Below are 17,666 nucleotides of genomic sequence, written 5' to 3'. Positions count from 1 at the left end.
TCTCGAATCAGATACAGCGGAAAATTAAAGGAAGAAATCCAGGCGGAAGTAGATCGGCGCTTCACGCTCGGTGATCGGCCCCGGTCTTTCCAGGGAATGGGCAAAGGTCACGGTGGCCGCCACGTGTTGCCCGCGGGCAAACAGTTCCAGCGAGTCGCTGGTCATGCGCCCGTGCTGCTCGGCGTTGTAGCGGTCGCGACGGATCACGCCCTGGTCGTAGCCGAGGCTGGTGCCATACTCGGCGAACACCGGACGCATCCAGTCCAGGGTCACCGGCCGGGTCCAGCGCAGGTCGTTGCGCCAGTAACCGCCGCTGTCGCCGGACAGGGTCTGGTCCTTGTAGCCGCGAATCGACGACTGTCCGCCCAGGCTCATGCGCTGCGAGCTGAACAGCACGTCTTCGCTGCGCTGGCCGGTCATCAGGCTGCTGAAGCTGAAGGACTCGCCCCACAGCTTGAATGGCTGCAGGTAGCTCAGCGTCGCGGTGTATTTGCGGTAGCGGGCATCGGCCTGGCCCGGTTTCGGGTCGTGGTTGCCCTGGGCATCGAACGCACCGATGCCGTCCTGCATGCCCAGATCGACGTTGACGAACGCCCCGCCGATCCGCCGACCGTGGTTGATGCCGAACTGGGCTTCGCTGATGCGGTTGCTGCTGACATCCAGCTTGCTGTCTTCGATAAAGTTGTTGGTGCGCAGGTAGGACACGCCGGTATTGAGTGAAGTCTTGCTCAGGGCATCGCGGTAGATGACCCGCTCCAGTTTCAACTGATGGTTCTGGCTGTCGCCAGTCTGCTTGAAATCGAAGCCACTGGCCTTGGCCAGCGAGCGGTATTCGCTCTCGCTGTAGGTGTAGCTGAGGTTCCACCAGCCGAACGGCAGGTTGTAATACAGCATCGCGTTGCGCGAGGTTTTCTGGTGATCGCTGAGGGCATCATGGCCGCCGCGCAGGGACAGCTGATCGGCCAATCCCAGGGGGCTGTCCCAGTCGAGGCTGGTGCCCCACTGCTGTTCGCCGGTGCTGCGCTGGCCGTCGTTGTGCCGGGCCAGCCCGACCCGCCAGGGTTTCTGCGGAGTGTTCTTGACCAGCACTTCGCTGCCGCCGACCTCCTTGCCCGGGGCCAGCTCCATCTGCGCCTGGTTCGACGGCAGTCGATTCAACTGGTCGACCATCTGCTCGATTTCCCGCAGGTTCAGCAGATCCCCCGGCTTGCCCGGAAAAGTCATTGCCAACTGGCGGTCGGAAATACCACTGCCCTCGTCCCCCTTCAAGCCTTCGAGCCGACCTTCGACCACCAGCACCTTGAGGTTGCCGCTGGACAGGTCCTGCTGCGGCAGATAGGCACGACTGGTGACCAGGCCTTTCTCGATATAGTGGTCGGTGATGACCTTGAGCAACTCGTTGAGCTGCGGCACACCCAGGCACTGGCCGATGTAAGGCTTTAACAGACGTTCGCGCTCGCCCTCGGACAGCGAGTCGGCGCCCTTGAGTTCGATGGTCTTGATCGGGAAGCAGCGGGTGTCGACCGGAGTCGTCGGCGCCACGGGGGCCGCGGCTTTGCCGGGCAGGTCCTTGAGCTCTTCGAGACGGCGGCGCTGTTCTTCGAGGAGGCGGTCCTGACGATCGCGGATCAGGTCGGTGACCCCGGGGTTATCAGCAGCATGAGCGGTATTCAGGGCAGAAACACACAGCAACGCAGCGCACAGCCTCGTCCCGAAGGCGAGTGGAGACATGATCGATCCCTCGAAATACAGCTGATATCAAAATAATGGCGCGATGGTAGAGAGACGACTCTATGGCGTCAACAAATGTAGCTATTTATTTCAGTCTCGATACGGACATGAAAAAGCATCCGTTCCAGTCGAAACGGATGCTTTCTGGCAGGTTGATCAGGCCCTGGTATTGACCGTCACGGCAGCGCCGGTGCTGCCGAACTGCTGCAGGTTCTGCAGGACGTTGATGGCTTTCTTGTAGGCAGGGACCATGTAGTTGGAATACTGGTCGTTCTTCAGGTTGCGATCCTGGATGGTGTTGATCTGCGTGGCGAAATACTCCAGCGCATTGAAGTTGTCGTCCGGCTTCGTCTGCGCCCCGAACTTGTCGAAATCCTCACCGGCATTGAGCATCAGGCTCGCCGTGAAGGTATCGATCAGGCCGTTATCCTTCAGGAACGTACTGATCTTGCCCAACTGCGTGGGGCTCACCTGCTCCGGATTGAAGTCCTTGAACCTCGGCCGCAGCTTGGCACTGGCCATCTTGCCGGTGTCGAGCGCCAACGGGTCCTTGCCGATCGTCTGCAACAACTGCTTGGCCTTGTCGCTCTGGATCGTCGACTTCTGTGCCGGACTGGCAGCATCCGGAACGAAGATCCTCAGCCCCGCCGCCGTGGCCCAGGCCCCCACCGCGCCCATGCTCATGACTGACCTCCCCGGCCCAGGCGCGTGAAAATCCGACCATGCTGCTGACGTGCGGTGGAGACGACCATGGAAAGTATCCCTGAACGATTGGATTTAGGCGCCCGGCATCCCGATCGGATCAGCATGACGGCGGCTTATATTTCAATTGACCTATAATTTACCTACACAATATTACATTTAGTTACACTTAAACAGCCATGTCATCAACGTCGCCATGAAGGCGCGCGCGACCGAGCCGCCCAGGAAAGCTGGGCACAAGATGGGTGTCGATCAGGCGGGAAAGGTCGGGCGAGTCGCAGCGAGAGGGCGGTGCGAAGACCGCGAAGCACCCGCTCCAATCCGAAACGGGTGCTGGCAAGAGCCCTTTCAAGCCTTGGTGTTGACTGTCACGGCAGCGCCGGTGCTGCCGAACTGCTGCAGGTTCTGCAGGACGTTGATGGCCTTCTTGTAGGCGGGAACCATGTAGTTGGAGTACACGTCCTTCTTCAGGCTGCGATCCTGGATGATGTTGATCTGGGTGGCGAAATACTCCAGGGCGTTGAACTTGTCGTCCGGTTTTTTCTGCACCCCGAACTTGTCGAACTCCTCGCCGGCATTGAGCATCAGGCTCGCCGTGAAGGTATCGATCAGGCCGTTATCCTTCAGGAACGTACTGATCTTGCCCAGTTGCGTCGGCGTCACTTGCTCCGGGTTGAAGTCCTTGAACTTCGGTCGCAGCTTGGCGCTGGCCATCTTGATGGTGTCAATCGCCAGCGGATCCTTGCCGATCGTGCGCAAGAGCTGCTTGGCCTTGTCGCTCTGGATCTTGGACTTTGCTGCCGGAGTGGCATCCTTGACGAAAATCTTCAGGCCCGCCGCGGAGGCCCACGACCCTACCGTTCCCATGCTCATGACCGTACTCCCTGGCTCAGGCGATTGAAAATCTGATCATGCTGGTGACTTGCTGATGAGGCAGTCATAGGAAACGTCCCTGAACAATAGGTATAAGAACTCCGGATTCTAGTCAGATCGATCTGACGGACAACCGATATTCCAATTCAGTTACAATTTATCTACATTTCATTACATTAAAATGGCCACCCCCTCGATCAAGCCGCTATCCCTCGCACCAGAGCCTTCCGAACTTCTTGTACGAACGTACCTAAAGACCCTCCATACAAAGCCGATAACCTGTCGAAGCCCTGAAAAGCTCACGAACAATAAAAGCCGCTTTGCAAGGACAGGTCCCATGCCCATGTTCCGTACGATCCAAGCCCGCTACACGCTGTTTCTGGTCCTGTTCATCCTGCTGCTGTTCGTGCTGACCGTCGTTGGTATCAGCCAACTGGTCGCGCCGAAACTGCGGCATACCGAGGAACAGGTGGCACTCAACCGCATTGCCGAAGTGGCGGAACAGATCCAGGGCGAACTGAACAAGGTCCAGGCCCAGCAACGCAGCATCACCCAGACCATCCCGCTGCTCGACAGCGATGCCATCGACAAGGTCCTGCCGGGACTGGTGGATCAGTACGGCGAGCTGAAGGTCTTCGGCGGGGGCATCTGGCCCCTGCCCGGCCAGCGCACCCCGGGGCAGAACAAGCACAGCACCTTCTGGCACCGCGATGCCAACGGCCAGTTGAAGGTCAACACCTTCTGGAACAGCGCCGAAGCCCCCAACTATTACGACCAGCCCTGGTACAAGGGCGGCATGGCCACCCCGCGCGGCCAGTGCGCCTGGGCCGCGGCCTACAAGGACGACGCCAGCCAGGAGCCGCGCACCAACTGCGCCATGGCGATCCAGCGCAATGGCGTGCCTTACGGCGTGTCGACCATCGACGTGACCCTGGGCTTCTTCAACGACCTGGTGGCCCGCAAGGAAAAAGACCTCGGCGCCGAGATGCTGATCGTCGAGGCCGACGGCAAGATCATCAGCAACAGCACCCATATCAACAGCCCAGTGGTCCTGAAGAACATCAATGACCTGGCGGGCAACTCGCCCTTCGCTGCCCAGGTCAAGGCCGGCCTGCAGGAGCGCGACAACGGCCGGCGCCGGGTCGAGTTCGATAACGAGGGCGTCGCCAGCACCTTCTTCATGCGCCCCATCGAAGGTTCGCCATGGTTCCTCGCCACTTCGCTGCCGACCCAATCGATCACCGCCCAACGCGATGACGTGCTCAAGACCCTCAGCCTGCTGCAGATCCCGATGATCCTGCTGCTGGTGCTGCTGCAGATCTACGCCATCCGCAAGCTGGTGCAACGCATGCAGGCGCTCAAGGCCAATATCGATGCCCTGTCCAGCGGCGATGCCGACCTGACCCGGCGCATCACCATCCGCGCCGAAGACGAACTGGGTGCCATCGGCCATTCGGTAAACCGTTTTATCGTCTACCTGCAGAACATGATCGGCGAAGTCACCCAGGCCACCGGCGACATGGCCGGCAGCCTGGAAAAACTGCAACAGACCTCGGCCCACACCAACCAGATCCTGACCCGCCATGCCTCGGAAACCGACCAGACGGTGACCGCCATCACCGAAATGAGCAGCACCGCCGAGACCGTGGCGCAGAACGCGGCCGAAACCGCCGCCTTCACCCAGCGCGCCAGTGAACACGCCGACCGTTCGCGGGTGGTGGTGGGCGAGGCGTCCGGCAGCGTGATCGCCTTGATCGACGAAGTGGCCAGCGCCACCCACAAGGTCGAAAGCATGCAGCAGGACGCCCAGCGCATTACCGAGATCCTCGGGGTGATCGGGGCCATCGCCGGGCAGACCAACCTGCTGGCGCTGAACGCGGCCATCGAAGCGGCACGCGCCGGGGAACAGGGCCGCGGTTTCGCGGTGGTCGCCGACGAAGTCCGCGCCCTCGCCGCCCGGACCCAGGCCAGCACCTCGGAAATCAATGAAATGCTGACCCGCCTGACCCAGGGCGTCAGTTCCTCGGTGGCGGCCATGGAAAACACCCAGGCCAGTTGCCAGTCCGCCGCCGATGCAACGGCCCGGGTCAACTCGGGGCTGGATGAAATGGCCGGCTCCGTCAGCCATATCAACAGCCTGAGTATCCAGATCGCCACGGCCGCCGAGCAGCAGAGCGCGGTGACCGAGGAAATCAACCGCAGCATGGTGCAGATCCGCCACATGGTCGAAGAACTGGTGAACAGTGGTCATGCCACCGACAGCAACACCCGCAGCCTGCTGGAAGCCAACAACCGCGTCAGCGTACTGATGGGCCGTTTCAAGGTCCGTTGAACCGCGCACTGCCCTGCCCCCGTGCCCCGCACGGGGGAGCATCGATTGATTGCCACCCAAACGGGTGGAATCACCCGGCATCGCCTATGCTGACTCCTGCTTCGCCCTCCAAACAAGGAATGCAGCAGGAGTCGACATGGAACAGCCCTCTTTCCAGACTTACGCCAAGACCCTGAGCAACGAAATCTATATAGAAGCCGATATCGCGGAGATCTACGCCTATGTGACGCAGCCGGATCGCTGGCACGAGTGGCACCCGACCTCCGTCAGCGCCGAGACCGGCATCCGCGGCTCGCTGCCCAAGGATCACCGTTTCACCGAGGTCATCGATCTGCTGGGACTGCGGGTCGACATGAACTACCGCGTGGTCCTGGCCGACCCGCCCCATGCCTTCAAGACCGCTTTCACCTCCGCCGTCGTCGACGGCTGCATCCAGTACCAGTTGCAGCGCCAGGGGCGAGGCACGCATTTCACCCGCACCCTGCAGTACATCACCGAACTCAACCTGAACGGATTGCAGGGCCGCATGATCGACCTCTCGACCCAGGCCATGCACAACCTCAAACGCGTGATGGAAACCTCGCCACACACCCTCGCCTGACAAATTCGTCATCTGTTCCTCAGGTTGCCGACAGCCACGACGGTGCACCCTGGCTGCCCGTCGTCGCCCGCCACAAGACTGTTTCAGACTGTTTCGCAAGCCGGACAACACGGTGTTATCGGCGAGAATACACGGCCTCTCACTTCGCATCCCAGGACGTCCCCATGAAAAACTCCTTGCGCCTGGCCGCCCTGTCGGCCCTGTTCATCAGCAGCCTGGCCCAGGCTGGCGAACCGCTGTCCATCGATGTACACCGCGACGCCAGCTGCGGTTGCTGCAAAGCCTGGATCGCCCACCTGCAAGCCAATGGCTTCAAGGTCAACGACCATGTCGAAGCGGACATGAGCGCCGTGAAACAACGCCTGGGCGTGGCGCCACGACTCGCCTCCTGTCACACGGCGGTGATCGACGGCAAGTTCGTCGAGGGCCACGTCCCGGCCGAGCAGATCATTGCCCTGAGCAAGCGCGCCGACCTGCGGGGCATCGCGGTACCGGGCATGCCCCTGGGCTCTCCCGGCATGGAAATGGGTGATCGCCAGGACGCCTTCCAGGTGATCGGCCTGACCAAGTACGGTACCGACCAGGTGATCGCCGACTACCCGGCCCGATAATCCGCGGGCCCTGGCACGGGGCCTGGCGCACGAAGGAGGCGCGCCCGTTAATCCAGGGTTAATCGCGCCTGAGCAGCATCGGGGGCAGATTCTTCCGGAGGTCCCGCATGTCCACTTCACGCTCCCTTGTCCTCGGCAGCCTGTTCCTCGCTGCCTCCCTGCCCGTGCTGTCCCATGCCGCCGAAGGTCCGTCCTATGGTCCGGAGCTGCAAGGCTTCGACTACCCCTACCCGGTCGAACACTTTGCCTTCCAGTCCCAGGGCAAATCCCTGCAGATGGGTTATATGGACGTCAAGCCCAGCGGGCCGGCCAATGGCCAGAGCGTGGTGCTGATGCACGGCAAGAACTTCTGCGGTGCCACCTGGGATGAATCGATCAAGGCCCTGAGCGCCGCCGGCTACCGGGTCATCGCCCCGGACCAGATCGGCTTCTGCACGTCCAGCAAGCCCGATAACTATCAGTACAGCTTCCAGCAACTGGCGAGCAATACACACGCCCTGCTGGAAAATCTAGGCATCCACAAGGCCGTGCTGCTCGGTCATTCCACCGGCGGCATGCTGGCTACCCGCTATGCCCTGCTCTATCCGCAACAGGTCGAGCGCCTGGCGCTGGTCAACCCCATCGGCCTGGAAGACTGGAAAGCCCTGGGCGTGCCCTACCGTACCGTCGACCAATGGAACGAGCGCGAGTTGAAGCTGACCGCCGAAAGCATTCGCAACTATGAACGCAACACCTACTACGCCGGCCACTGGAAACCCGAGTTCGACCGTTGGGTCGATATGCTCGCCGGCCTCAACAAGGGGCCCGGGCATGTCGCGGTGGCCTGGAACTCGGCGCTGATCTACGACATGATCTTCACCCAGCCGGTGTACTACGAGTTCAAGGACCTGCGCATGCCCACCCTGCTGCTGATCGGCACTGCCGACACCACGGCGATCGGCAGCGATATCGCGCCGCCGGAGGTCAAGGCCCGCATCGGTCACTATGATGTGCTCGGCAAGCAGGTGGCCAAGCTGATCCCGCACTCGACCCTGGTGGAATTCCCCGGCCTGGGCCATGCCCCTCAGATGGAAGAGCCGGCCCGCTTCCACAAGGCCCTGCTCGGCTGGCTGGCCGCCAAACAATAAAAGAGGAAACAGGCAATGACGTTGCAGATTGCGGTAATCGATGACTGGCAAGGCGTGGCCGGCGACGTGGTGGACTGGTCGACGCTCGAAGGCGTCGGCCAGGTGCATTTCCTCCACGACTACCCGGCCGACAACGGGGTCATGGCCGAACGCCTGGCGGGCTTCGATGTGATCTGCGTGATGCGCGAGCGCAGCACCTTCAACGAAGCGCTGCTGCGCCAGTTGCCGCGCCTGAAACTGCTGGTGACCGGCGGCATGCGCAATGCCGCCCTGGATATCAAGGCCGCCACCGCCCTGGGTATCCAGGTCTGCGGCACCGACAGCTACAAGCACGCCGCCCCGGAGCTGACCTGGGCGCTGGCCATGGCCCTGAGCCGCAATCTGCTGAAGGAAGCCAACTCCCTGCGCGCCGGGGATTGGCAGCAGGGCCTGGGCAGCGATCTGTATGGCAAGACCCTGGGTATTCTCGGCCTGGGCAGCATCGGCCAGAAAGTCGCCCGCTACGGCCAGGCATTCGGCATGCGGGTGATCGCCTGGAGCGAAAACCTCACGCCGGAACGCGCCGCCGAATCAGGTGTGGAATACGTCGGCAAACAGGCCCTGTTCGAACAGGCCGACCTGCTGTCCGTGCACCTGGTGCTCAGCGAGCGCTCCCGCGGCCTGGTGGACGCCCGGGCACTGGGCTGGATGAAACCTTCCGCGTACCTGGTCAACACCGCTCGCGGGCCGATCGTCGACGAACAGGCACTGATCACCGCGCTTGAGCACGGTCGACTGGCCGGTGCCGCCCTGGACGTGTTCGAACAGGAGCCGTTGCCGGCCGGGCATCCCTTTCGCACCCTCGACAATGTCCTGGCCACGCCCCATGTGGGCTATGTCAGCCAGAACAACTACCGGATGTTCTACAGCCAGATGATCGAGGATATCCAGGCGTGGGCGGCCGATAAGCCGATCCGCGTGCTCGGCTAGACCATCAGGTGGGCCGTGCCGTCTCCATTCGGGCACGGCCGCACCGGGCCCGCGCACTTTTTTTGCTCCTGCCACGCCCCCTCCTCGAACACCCACCCCACCCGTCTGCGCCAATCGGGTGCAGCCGATCGTGAACGATCGTTCCAAAAAAACGCCAGCCATTGCCCCATATACCCGTCCGGTGTTTTTTTCCCATTTGTCGTCTAAACAAGGCCCTTCGCATGGGCGACATCTCTCCTACACTGTTTTTTGGGCCTACTGACCACTCAGTCATTTCGTCGAAAAAAAGTCGAAACTTCTGAAACAGCGGTCGGTCAGGTTAAAGGTAAGGCGTCTGTTGCGGGTGTCAGGGGCACAGACGCTTCCCACCCTTTCTTGTTCCGGTGCGTTGCGCGGTATTCGCCCAATCGCCCTGAACGGGTGTGTCCGACCAAAGGATGTGGTTTCGGCACACTGTGTGAAAGGCAGGGATCAGATCAAATAAAACGGGAGAGACACATGATCAGCGCTGCGTTGGAAATTCAGGGAGATGGTTTGATTCAGGCCAGCGAATCGGTCCCCGTGTCGACACCCTTGACCGGAGGGAAGCCGTTGTCACCGACAGTGGCCGCCAACCCGAACAAGAAGAAAGTGCTGTTTGTCACCTCCGAGTTCGCCGACCTGGTCAAGACCGGCGGCCTGGGCGACGTCTCCGCCGCACTGCCACGGGCCATGCACCACCTGCATGATGTCCGCGTGCTGATTCCCGGCTACCCGCAAGTGCTGCACAGCGACAACCCGATCCATATCATCGGCGAGCTCGGTGGTCATGCCGCCTTGCCGCCCTGCAAGATCGGGCGCATGGACATGCCCGACGGCCTGGTGATCTACGTGCTGATCTGCCCCGAACTGTTCGAGCGCGAAGGCACGCCCTACGGCGCCAACAACGGTCGCGACTGGCCGGACAACCATATCCGCTTTGCGCGCCTGGGCCTGGCCGCCGCCGATATCGCCGCCAACCTCGCGCAGATCCACTGGACCCCCGACCTGGTCCACGCCCACGACTGGCCCGCCGGCCTCGCCCCGGCCTACATGCACTGGCGCGGCCAGCGTACGCCGACGCTGTTCACCATCCACAACCTCGCCTACCAGGGCGTGGTCAGCCTGGCCTGCTGCCCGGAACTGGGGATCCCGCCCCACGCCCTGCAACAGGAGGGCATGGAGTTCTACGGCAAGCTGTCGTTCCTCAAGGCCGGCATGGCCTATTCCAGCCATATCACCACGGTCAGCGCCACCTACGCCGAGGAAATCACCACGCCGGAGTTCGGCTGCGGCCTCGACGGTTTCCTTGCCAGCAAAACCTACCAGGGCCTGCTCAGCGGTATTCCCAACGGTATCGATGAAAGCTGGGACGCGGCCACCGACAGCCATCTGGTCTGCCCGTTCAACATCGGCGACTGGGACGGCAAGGCGGCCAATGCCGCCCATGTGCGCCAGTTGTTCGGCCTCGAGCCCTCCAGCGGCCCGCTGTTCGCCGTGGTGTCGCGACTGGTCTACCAGAAGGGCCTGGACCTGACCGAAGCGGTCAGCGAATTTATCGTCCGCGCCGGTGGCCAGATCGCGATTATCGGCCGTGGCGAACCGGAAGAAGAGCAGGCCATGCGCCAGCTGGCCCTGCGTTTCCCGGGCCAGATCGGCGTACGCATCGGCTTCAACGAAACCGATGCACGGCGGATGTTCGCCGGCAGCGATTTCCTGCTGATGCCTTCACGCTATGAACCCTGTGGCCTGAGCCAGATGTACGCCCAGCGTTTCGGCTCCCTGCCGGTGGCGCGCAATACCGGCGGCCTGGCCGACACCATCGAGAACGGCGTGACCGGTTTCCTCTTCGACGAATCCACCGTGGAAAGCTACGAAGAAGCCCTGCGCCGGGCCTTCAAGGTGTTCGCCTACCCGCCGCTGCTCAATGCCATGCGCTGCCGGGCGATGGCCGCGCCGTTCAACTGGTGCAAGGCGGTGGAACCCTACGCACAACTGTATGAAACCTTGGTGGCGAATTCCCGGAGCAGATCGGGCAAGCACTGAGGAGGTCTTCATAGATGCCGTTACGGACTCTGGAAACCTGGCCTCATGGTGCTGTCATGCTGGACGCGGAGCATACCCGCTTCGCGCTGTGGGCGCCGGACAGCTATTACGTCAGCGTCGATCTGGAAGATGGCCGCTCACTGGCCATGCTGCCGCAGAACGATGGCTGGTTCACCCTGGAAACCCGCTGCGGGGCCGGTACCCGCTACCGCTACAACATCGACGGCGAACTGCAGGTCTGCGATCCGGCTTCCCGGGCCCAGGCCGGCGGCGTGCACGCGCCGAGCGTGGTGGTCGATCCCCTGGCCTATCACTGGCAACACAAGGATTGGCGAGGGCGACCCTGGCATACCGCGGTGATCTACGAGCTGCATGTCGGCGCCCTCGGCGGCTACCGCGCGGTGGAGCAGCATCTGCCGCGCCTGGCCGCGCTAGGGATCACCGCCATCGAGCTGATGCCCCTGGCTGAATTCCCCGGCGAGCGCAACTGGGGCTATGACGGCGTACTGCCCTATGCGCCGCAGTCATCCTATGGCTCGCCCGAAGACCTCAAGCACCTGATCGACAGCGCCCACGGCCATGGCCTGATGGTGATCCTCGACGTGGTCTACAACCACTTCGGCCCGGACGGCAATTTTCTCGGCCGCTATGCCAAGGACTTCTTCCGTGACGACTGCCAGACGCCCTGGGGCGCGGCCATCGATTTCCGCCGCCGGGAAGTGCGCGACTTCTTCATCGACAACGCCCTGATGTGGCTGCTGGAGTACCGTTTCGACGGCCTGCGCCTGGATGCGGTGCATGCGATCAACGACAGCACCTTCCTGCGCGAACTGTCCCAGACGGTACGCCAGCAGGTCGACCCGGGGCGGCATGTCTGGCTGACCGTGGAAAACGAATTCAACCAGGCCAGCCTGCTGGAAGAAGCCTACGACGGCCAATGGAACGACGACGGCCACAACGCCCTGCATGTGCTGCTGAGCGGCGAAACCGAGTCCTACTACGCCGACTACGCCCGGGAAACCACCACCAAGCTGGCACGCTGCCTGAGCCAGGGTTTTGTCTACCAGGGGCATCCCAACCGTCACGGCCGCAGCCGCGGCGAGCCGAGCGCACACCTGCCGCCCACCGCCTTTATCCTGTTCCTGCAGAACCACGACCAGATCGGCAACCGGGCTCTCGGCGAGCGTATCAACCAGCTCTGCCCCGCTCCGGCTTTGCGCGCGGCCACCGTACTGTTGCTGTTGTCGCCGATGATCCCGCTGCTGTTCATGGGCGATGAAACCGGTGCCGAGCAACCCTTCCTGTTCTTCACCGATCACCATGGCGAACTGGCCGATGCCGTGCGCGAAGGCCGGCGTGCGGAGTTTGCCGAATTCGCCGCTTTCGCCGATCCGGAGCGGCGGGCGCATATCCCCGACCCGAACGCCCCGAGCACCTTCGAGGCGTCGCGTCCGGACTTCGACGCCGCCGCCCACTTCACCCGCGAGGCCACGGCGCGGCTCTACCGGCAGTTGCTGGAGATTCGTCACCGCGAACTGGTCCCCCGACTGCCCGGCGCCCAGGCCCTGGGTGCCGAGGTGCTGGCCGAGGGTGCCCTCAGCGCGCGCTGGCAACTGGGCGATGGCAGCCTGCTGCGCATCGACCTCAACCTCAGTGCCTCCCCCGTCGCGCATAGCGCCGACAGCACCGCCCGCTGGTTGTTCGAAAGCACCGCGGGCGCCACCCGACAGCTGGACGAAGGCAGCCTGGCGCCCTATTGCGCCCTGGTCAGCCTGAGCAACGATGAAGACTTGTCGTCCCTTGATGGAGAGTCCCGATGAACGATGCGCAGCTGGAAATTCTTGCGAGCCGAGCGGGCCTGGCCGTTGACTGGGTCGATGCCAATGGCCGGCCGCAGAAGGTCCGGCCCGAGGTCCTGCGCAAGGTCCTGGCCGGTCTCGGCCATCCGGCCGATGACGATGCGGCCATTGAACGCAGCCTGCTGGAACTGCAGCGGGTGCAACAGGACAAGCACCTGCCGCCGCTGCTGACAGCGGACTTCGGCCAGGGGCTGGACCTGGCCCGCTACTTCAGCGCCGATACACCTTGTGAGATTCATCTGGAAGACGGTGCGGTACTCAATCTGCGACTGGACCAGGACGCGGTGCTGCCAGGCCTGGTGCCGGTCGGCTACCAGGCCGTGAGCATCGAAGGCCAGCATTTCACCCTGGCCGTCGCCCCCGCCGCCTGCCACAGCATGGCTGACGCCACCGATACCCGGACACCCCGGGCCTGGGGCCTGAGCGCCCAGCTCTACAGCCTGCAACGTCCCGGCGATGGTGGCTTCGGCGATACCCTGGCCCTGGAAGACCTGGCCCGGGCAGCCGGCGAACGGGGTGCCGATGCCCTGGCCATCAGTCCGCTGCATGCGATGTTCAGTTGCGACCCGCAACGCTACAGCCCGTACTCGCCCTCCAGCCGCCTGTTTCTCAACAGCCTGTATGCCGCGCCGGGGGCGATCCTCGGCGAGCGGGCCCTGCGCATGGCCATCGACACCGCCGGCCTGGCCGATGAACTGCAGGCCCTGGAACAGTTGCCGCTGATCGACTGGCCTCGGGCGGCGCGCGCCAGGCAACGTCTGCTACGCGCCTTGTACGATGGTTTCCGGCTGGGCGACCATCCCCTCGGCGAGGATTTCAACAGCTTCCGCCTGGCCGGCGGCGAAGCCCTGGAAAACCACTGCCGTTTCGAAGCGCTGCAGGCCTGGCGAGTCGCTCGCGACGAAAGCAGCGACTGGCGCCATTGGCCCGAGGAATGGCGCCATCCACGCGGCGCGGCACTCGCCCGCTTCGCCGAGGAACAGGCGCAGGAAATCGGTTTCTACGCCTTCAGTCAGTGGCTGATCGCCCGTTGCCTGGAACGCGCGCAGAACGCGGCCCGGGGCAGCGGCATGGGCATCGGCCTGATCGCCGACCTCGCCGTCGGTGCCGATGGTGGCGGCAGCCAGGCCTGGAGCCGGCAGGACGAACTGCTGGCCGAACTCACCGTCGGCGCGCCGCCCGATATCCTCAACCGCTCCGGGCAGAGCTGGGGCATCTCCGCCTTCGCCCCTGAAGGCCTGAAGCGCCATGGCTTCCGCGCCTTTATCGAAATGCTGCGGGCCAACTTCGCCCACGCCGGCGGCCTGCGCATCGACCATGTGATGGGTCTGCAGCGACTCTGGGTGATTCCCCTTGGTTCGCCACCGAGCGACGGCGCCTACCTCTACTACCCGGTGGACGACCTGCTGCGCCTGCTGACCCTGGAGTCCTCGCGACACCAGGCCATCGTCCTCGGTGAAGACCTCGGCACGGTGCCCGACGGCCTGCGGGAAAAACTCAGTGCCCGCTCGATCCTCGGCATGCGCGTGCTGCTGTTCGAACAGGAGTACGACCATCGCTTCAAGCCCATACTCGACTGGCCGGACAATGCGCTGGCCACCACCAGCACCCATGACCTGCCCACCCTCAACGGCTGGTGGCATGCCCGGGACATCGACTGGAATATCCGCCTCGGGCTGATCGATACCCCGACCGCCGACCACTGGCGCCAGACCCGCCAGCATGAACGCGAAGGCCTGCACCGGGCACTGAGCGCGGACCCGCAGAATTTTCGCGACGAGTCCCACGAGACCGACCAGGTGGTGGATGCCAGCATCCGGTTCCTCGGGCATACCCGTGCGCCGCTGGTGCTGTTGCCGCTGGAAGACGCCCTCGGGATGGAGGAACAACCGAACCTGCCCGGCACCATCGACAGCCACCCCAACTGGCGCCGCCGCCTGCCGGGCAACAGCCGCGGGCTGCTGGACGATATCGATGCGGCCCGGCGCCTCGAACTGCTGGCCTGCGCCCGTCTCCAGGCCGCCGAGCGGGATCGATGAGCGGCCCGGCACAAGCGCCACTGCGCGCCACCCTGCGGCTGCAATTGCACAAGGGCTTTCCCCTCGACGCGGCCACCGCGTGGGTCCCCTATTTCGCCCGACTGGGTATCAGCCATCTCTATGCCTCGCCGCTGCTCAGCGCCCGGGCCGGTTCGATGCACGGCTACGATGTGGTCGACCCGACCCGGGTCAATCCGGAACTGGGTGGCGAGCCCGCGCTGCGGCGCCTGGTCGCCGCCCTGCGCGAACACGGCATGGGCCTGATCCTGGACATCGTCTCCAACCACATGGCGGTGGGCGGTGCCGATAACCCCTGGTGGCTGGACCTGCTGGAATGGGGGCGACGCAGCCCCTATGGCGAGTTCTTCGACATCCAGTGGCATTCGCCGGACCCGCTGCTCGAAGGCCAGTTGCTGATGCCGTTTCTCGGCAGCGACTATGGCGTCGCCTTGCAGGACGGCACGCTGCCCCTGCGTTTCGATGCCGGGAGCGGCGGTTTTCACGTCGAGCATTACCAGCACCATTTTCCGATCTGCCCCCGGGACTACGGGCAGATTCTCGCCGACCTGCCGGGTCTGGACGATCTGGCCGTGCGCTTCAAGGCCCTCAATACCCTGCCCGATGCCTACGGCCAGGCCCGGCAACTGCGCGCCGCGCTGGCCAGCCGCACGGAAAGTCACCCGGCGCTGCTGGCCAGCCTCGAGCGCTACGACTCCCGTGAACCGGAGGGATTCCAGCGCCTGCACCGGTTGCTCGAACGCCAGCACTACCGCCTTGCCAGCTGGCGCACCGCCGGCGACGACATCAACTGGCGGCGCTTCTTCGATGTCAACGAACTGGGCGGCCTGCGCGTCGAACGCCCGGCGGTGTTCGAGGCCACGCACCAGAAGATCTTCCAGCTGATCGGCGACGGCCTGGTGGACGGCCTGCGGATCGACCATATCGACGGCCTCGCCGATCCCCGCGGCTACTGCCGCCGGCTGCGACGCCGGGTCGATGCCCTGGCGCCGGACAGGCACCTGTCGATCCATGTCGAGAAGATCCTCGGCCAGGGCGAAAACCTGCACCGCGACTGGCAGGTCGACGGCACCACCGGCTACGAGTTCATGAACCAGCTGTCGCTGTTGCAGCACGATCCCCGTGGCGCCGAGCCGCTGGCCGAACTCTGGAGCCGTCTCAGCGAGCGCCCCGCCGAGTTCGCCCAGGAAGCGCGACTGGCGCGCCAGCAGATGCTCAACGGCTCGCTGGCCGGCGATTTCGAAAGCGTCGCCCAGGCCCTGCTGCAGGTAGCCCGCGACGACCTGATGAGTCGCGACCTGACCCTCGGCGCGATTCGCCGCGCCTTGCAGGCACTGATCGTGCATTACCCGGTATACCGGACCTACATCAATGCCTGCGGTCGCCCAAACGAGGACGAGGTTTTTTTCCAGCAGGCCCTCGCCGGCGCCCGCACCACCCTCGGCGAAGCCGACTGGCCGGTGCTCGACTACCTGCAACAGTGGCTGGGCGGCCAGCGCTGGCGTGAGCGCGCGCCAGGCCGCGAGCGCAAGCTGCTCAGGCATGCCTGCGTGCGCTTCCAGCAACTGACCTCGCCGACCGCCGCCAAGGCCGTGGAGGACACCGCTTTCTATCGTTCGGCGGTGCTGCTCTCACGCAACGACGTGGGCTTCTCCACCGAGCAGTTCAGCGCGTCCGTGGAGGACTTCCACGAGGCCAACCGCCAGCGCCTGCGGGATTTTCCCGACAACCTGCTGACCACCGCCACCCATGACCACAAGCGCGGAGAAGACAGCCGTGCACGGCTGGCCGTCCTGAGCGAATGCAGTGCGACCTATGTCGGCTGGATCGAACAATGGCGCACGCAGGCGGCAACCTTGCGCGATGACCCGGCGGCGCCCTCGGCGGGCGACGAACTGATGCTCTACCAGGCCCTGCTCGGCAGTTGGCCGCTGGACCTTGCGGCCGATGACCTGCCCGCGCTGCGCGAGTACGCCGGGCGCCTGCGGGAATGGCAACGCAAGGCCCTGCGCGAGGCCAAGCTGCAAAGCAGCTGGAGCGCACCGAACGAGGCCTATGAAAACGCCTGCCACGGTTTTCTCGACACCCTGCTGCTCAAGCCCGAGGGCCTGGCATTACGCAGCGCCATCGCTGCCGCCGTGCAATTCATCGCCGGCGCCGGCGCGCTCAACAGCCTGGCCCAATGTTTGCTGCGAATGACCGTGCCGGGGCTGCCTGACCTGTACCAGGGCAATGAGTTCTGGGACTTCAGCCTGGTGGACCCGGACAACCGGCGGCCGGTGGATTTTGCCGTTCGACAAGCGGCGCTGGAGGCTTCGACGACAGCGCAGGCACTGCTCGCGGACTGGCGCAGCGGCCGCATCAAACAGGCGCTGATCGCCCGTACCCTGGCGCTGCGGGCCAGCCACGCCAGCCTGTTCAGTCGTGGCGACTATCAACCCCTGGAGGTGTCCGGCGAACACGCCGGGAAGGTGTTGGCGTTCAGTCGCGCGACAGCGACGCAAACGGCCATTGTGATCGTGCCGAGACTGGCGCTGTCCCTGTTGGCCACTGACGATCCGCCGTGGGTAGCGGCACCGGTTTGGGGCGATACACGGGTCAGACTGCCGTTCACCGCCCCGACCGGCAAATTAAAGGGACTTTTTTCAACCAGCGCAGTCACAACCCAGGGAGAACTGAGGGTCGGTGACGCGCTTGGAGACTTCCCGGTCAATCTCTTTATCCAACCTTGAGTTCACTT

The 17,666-nt window shown here is 63.9% G+C and carries 12 protein-coding genes; 9 read left to right on the top strand and 3 right to left on the bottom strand.

Annotated features, from left to right (window positions below; genetic code table 11):
• Positions 1-24: 24 nt before the first annotated feature.
• The 3 genes from KI243_RS13815 to KI243_RS13805 form a co-directional block, all read right to left on the bottom strand.
• Complete coding sequence (locus tag KI243_RS13815) at positions 25-1,731, bottom strand: ShlB/FhaC/HecB family hemolysin secretion/activation protein (RefSeq protein WP_177109258.1); 1,707 nt, start codon at positions 1,729-1,731, stop codon at positions 25-27.
• Positions 1,732-1,887: 156 nt separating this feature from the next.
• On the bottom strand, positions 1,888-2,415 hold the full coding sequence (locus tag KI243_RS13810; protein WP_017125032.1) for a hypothetical protein: 528 nt from the start codon (positions 2,413-2,415) through the stop codon (positions 1,888-1,890).
• A 366-nt stretch (positions 2,416-2,781) separates the two neighbouring features.
• Positions 2,782-3,306 (bottom strand): hypothetical protein, encoded by a 525-nt coding sequence (locus KI243_RS13805; RefSeq protein WP_017125031.1) that lies wholly within the window; start codon positions 3,304-3,306, stop codon positions 2,782-2,784.
• A gap of 337 nt (positions 3,307-3,643) precedes the next feature.
• Between KI243_RS13805 and KI243_RS13800 the strand changes: the two genes are divergently transcribed.
• The 9 genes from KI243_RS13800 (at position 3,644) to KI243_RS13760 (ending at position 17,658) form a co-directional block, all read left to right on the top strand.
• Complete coding sequence (locus KI243_RS13800) at positions 3,644-5,638, top strand: methyl-accepting chemotaxis protein (protein WP_212811004.1); 1,995 nt, start codon at positions 3,644-3,646, stop codon at positions 5,636-5,638.
• 136 nt (positions 5,639-5,774) lie between these two features.
• Positions 5,775-6,239, top strand: coding sequence for an SRPBCC family protein (locus KI243_RS13795; protein ID WP_212811003.1), 465 nt, complete (start codon positions 5,775-5,777; stop codon positions 6,237-6,239).
• A 164-nt stretch (positions 6,240-6,403) separates the two neighbouring features.
• Complete coding sequence (locus tag KI243_RS13790; protein ID WP_017125028.1) at positions 6,404-6,850, top strand: DUF411 domain-containing protein; 447 nt, start codon at positions 6,404-6,406, stop codon at positions 6,848-6,850.
• 107 nt (positions 6,851-6,957) lie between these two features.
• On the top strand, positions 6,958-7,977 hold the full coding sequence (locus tag KI243_RS13785; protein ID WP_017125027.1) for an alpha/beta hydrolase: 1,020 nt from the start codon (positions 6,958-6,960) through the stop codon (positions 7,975-7,977).
• A 15-nt stretch (positions 7,978-7,992) separates the two neighbouring features.
• Positions 7,993-8,946 (top strand): D-2-hydroxyacid dehydrogenase family protein, encoded by a 954-nt coding sequence (locus KI243_RS13780; protein ID WP_212811002.1) that lies wholly within the window; start codon positions 7,993-7,995, stop codon positions 8,944-8,946.
• A gap of 498 nt (positions 8,947-9,444) precedes the next feature.
• On the top strand, positions 9,445-11,010 hold the full coding sequence (gene glgA, locus KI243_RS13775) for a glycogen synthase GlgA (RefSeq protein WP_212811001.1): 1,566 nt from the start codon (positions 9,445-9,447) through the stop codon (positions 11,008-11,010).
• A 14-nt stretch (positions 11,011-11,024) separates the two neighbouring features.
• Positions 11,025-12,830, top strand: coding sequence for a malto-oligosyltrehalose trehalohydrolase (treZ, locus tag KI243_RS13770; protein WP_212811000.1), 1,806 nt, complete (start codon positions 11,025-11,027; stop codon positions 12,828-12,830).
• Complete coding sequence (gene malQ / locus KI243_RS13765) at positions 12,827-14,908, top strand: 4-alpha-glucanotransferase (RefSeq protein ID WP_103033134.1); 2,082 nt, start codon at positions 12,827-12,829, stop codon at positions 14,906-14,908. Before treZ ends, malQ begins: the two co-directional genes overlap by 4 nt.
• A complete protein-coding gene (locus KI243_RS13760) occupies positions 14,905-17,658 on the top strand; it encodes a malto-oligosyltrehalose synthase (RefSeq protein WP_103033133.1) in 2,754 nt (917 codons plus the stop codon). The genes malQ and KI243_RS13760 overlap by 4 nt, the downstream gene beginning before the upstream one ends.
• Positions 17,659-17,666: the final 8 nt, after the last annotated feature.

Source organism: Pseudomonas sp. Ost2 (assembly GCF_018326065.1).
GTDB lineage: Bacteria > Pseudomonadota > Gammaproteobacteria > Pseudomonadales > Pseudomonadaceae > Aquipseudomonas > Aquipseudomonas gingeri.
Note: the sequence above shows the minus strand (reverse complement) of the source record. Positions and strands in the feature narration are given on the sequence as shown.